This is a genomic window from Candidatus Roseilinea sp. NK_OTU-006 (assembly GCF_012931985.1).
Taxonomy (GTDB): domain Bacteria; phylum Chloroflexota; class Anaerolineae; order J036; family Brachytrichaceae; genus JAAFGM01.
In genome coordinates this window covers 1-2,766 of sequence record NZ_JAAFGM010000097.1, presented here as the reverse complement: position 1 = coordinate 2,766, position 2,766 = coordinate 1, and the positions used below count along the sequence as shown (strand labels likewise).

General features: G+C 64.9%; 2 protein-coding genes. One reads left to right on the top strand and one right to left on the bottom strand.

The genetic code is table 11. The features are described from left to right. The coding region (locus GXH28_RS15765) for a tetratricopeptide repeat protein (RefSeq protein WP_169239963.1) at nt 1–1,855 on the top strand (1,855 nt) is incomplete at its 5' end. Here the strand turns inward: GXH28_RS15765 and GXH28_RS15760 are convergent. After that, on the bottom strand, nt 1,840–2,766 hold a 927-nt coding region (locus GXH28_RS15760), incomplete at its 5' end, for a sugar transferase (protein WP_169239962.1). The genes GXH28_RS15765 and GXH28_RS15760 overlap by 16 nt on opposite strands.

Sequence of the window (2,766 nt, the reverse complement as noted above, 5' to 3'; positions counted from 1 at the left end):
CGTCGGCCGCATCAACGTGCTCGAGCAACTCGGCCGCTACGACGAAGCCATTGCGCTGGCGGATGCGTTGCAGCGCGAACTGGGCGGGGATGCGTCCGATGAGGCGCTGGCGCTCATCGCGAAGTCGCGCTTGAACTTGGGCGTGTGCTATCTGGCCATCGGCCGGCCGGAGCGCGCATTGGAGGCCTACGCTCAGGCCGAGTCACTCTTCCAACGCTTGGGTGATGCCGAAGGCGCGGCGCAAGTGATGAACAACCAGGGCGTGGTGTTGTTGGAGATGGGACGCACCCAGGAGGCCGTGGCGATGTTCGAGCGCGCTGCGCCGATCTTCGCCGCGCATGGCCTCGACCTGGAAGTTGCACACACCTACCAGAACATCGGCTACACCTGCCTGGTGGAGGGCCGCTATAGCGCCGGCTTCGCCGCGTTCGAGCGCGCCCGTGCCATCCTCTGGCCGCTCGAGGCGTCTGCCGACAAAGGCGCGCTGCTGCTCGATCTGGGCGACGCCTACCTCGACCTCAACTTATACGCCGAAGCCGAGATCACCTATCGCGAAGCCATTGCAGCGATGCAGTCCTCGGCGATGGCCTACGAGCATGGGCGCGCGTGGCAGGGCTTGGGCACGGCGCTGCGCGGCCTGGGGCGCGTGCGCGACGCCGAAGACGCGCTGGCCCAAGCTGCCCACGTGTTTCGCGTGGCCGGCAACGCGCTCGCCCTGTCCGGCGTCGTCCTGCAACAAGCAACTTTGCTCGCCGCGGACGGGCAGCGCAGCCAAGCGCTTGCGCGGGCCGAAGAAGCGCTTTCGCTGGCACAAGCCAGCCCGCTGCAACGGTCGCAGGTGCAAGCCATGCTTGCACAGTTGTCGCTCCCCGACGCCGAGGCGGCGCTGGCGCATCTGCGGGCTGCCGAGGCGATTGCGGAGCAGCTGCGCGTGCCGCGCGTGCAACAGCGCGTGCTCGGCCTGCTGGGCCGCGCTCACGCGTTGCGCGGTGAGAACGCGGCCGCCGAAGACTACTTGTGGCGCGCCATCCGATTGCTCGAATCGCAGCGCATGGAGATCACCCATGAGCGCATGCGCGCGTCGTTCGTCGGCGACAAGCTTGACCCGTTCGACGACCTGATCGTGTTGCTCTTGCAGGAAGGCGCGCGCGATCCACATCGCGTCCGGCAAGCCTTCGAGCTGACCGAGCGGGCCCGGTCGCGCGCGCTGGTGGATCGTATGGTGAGCGACCCAACGCCGGCCGGTGCAACGGCCGATGCACAGCTGCTTGCGGAGCAGCGCGCGCTGCACGTCAAACTTGCCGCGGCTTATTCGGTCATGTTTGCCGGTGAGGCTACGGAGGCCGATGCCGTCGCGCGCAACGAGGCGCAGGTGATTGCATTGGAGCAAGCGCTATCACGGCTGCAGCTCCAAATGCATGCCGATGACAGCCTGGGCGCCGGCGCGCCGATGTCGCTGGAAGCGATCTGTGCTGCGCTGACCGCCGGCGACTCAGACCCATCGCGCACGGCGCTGCTGTCCTACTATCTCCTGGGCGAGCGCATCGTGGCGTTTGTCGTGTTGCCCGAAGATGCGTCGAACGTTCGTGTCGTCCATGTCGGGCCGATTGCGGTCGTGCGCGATGCTCTGGAACAGTTAGGTTTGCACAACGAGCGCATTGCCAACGATCCGGCGCTGGCTCGGCGACACGCGGCGACGCTGGAACGCTCGGCGCGCAAAACCCTCGCAACGCTCTACGATGCGCTGATCAGACCGGTCGAGCAGGTTTGTCCGGATGCGCGCCGGCCACGCGGGGCGCGCCCATGGCGTACTAGGGCGCGGGAATCGCGGGGTGCGCCTCACATGGCGCCGTAGCCCGTAGCCACCACATAAATCGTTCGCAGCAAGATTTTGAAATCCAGCCAGAGCGACCAATTGTCAATGTATTCGAGGTCGAGACGCATCCACTCGTCGAACCCGATTTGATTGCGGCCGCTCACTTGCCACAAGCAGGTAATCCCCGGGCGCATGGAGAGCCGCCGCCGTTGCCACCGGTCGTATTTCTCCACCTCCGCGGGAATCGGCGGTCGCGGCCCGACGAGGCTCATATCGCCTCGCAACACATTCCATAACTGCGGCAATTCATCAATGCTCGTTTTGCGCAAGAAGCGCCCCACCGGCGTAATGCGCGGGTCGCTCTTCATCTTGAAGACAGGCCCCTGCATCTCGTTGTGGGCGCGCAACTTGTCCAACATTTTATCAGCATCCACCACCATTGAGCGGAACTTCCAAAGTCGGAAAGGGCGCCCGTTGAGACCGCATCGGATCTGGCTGTAGAAGATGGGGTCGCTCCACGACTGCGAAGTCAGTTTGACGGCGAGCGCTGCCAAAAGAAATACCGGCGAGAGCAGGACCAGCGCCGCCGCCGCGGCAACCCGGTCGAACACATACTTGAACAAGAGGGCGAAACTCATCTCCCGCGTGGGCGAGTAAGTGACCACCGGGAAGCCCTCGAAGTCGTCCAGCACCGGCCGAGCGATCGTATGGCGGAAGAAGTTTAGCGAAAGGCGCGTGCGAACGCCCATTTCTTCGCAGGACTCGAGCAGCGGGGTGAGATCGGTCAGCGAGACCGCCGACGGGACGAATACGACCTCGTCCACCGGGTGCTTCTCGAGCCGCGGAAGCAAATCAGACAAACGCCCCACGACCGGAATGCCGAGAACCTGCAGAGCCTCGCGCCCGCTGTCGTCAATGATCCCGTCAATGCGGAAGCCCCAGAAGGGATG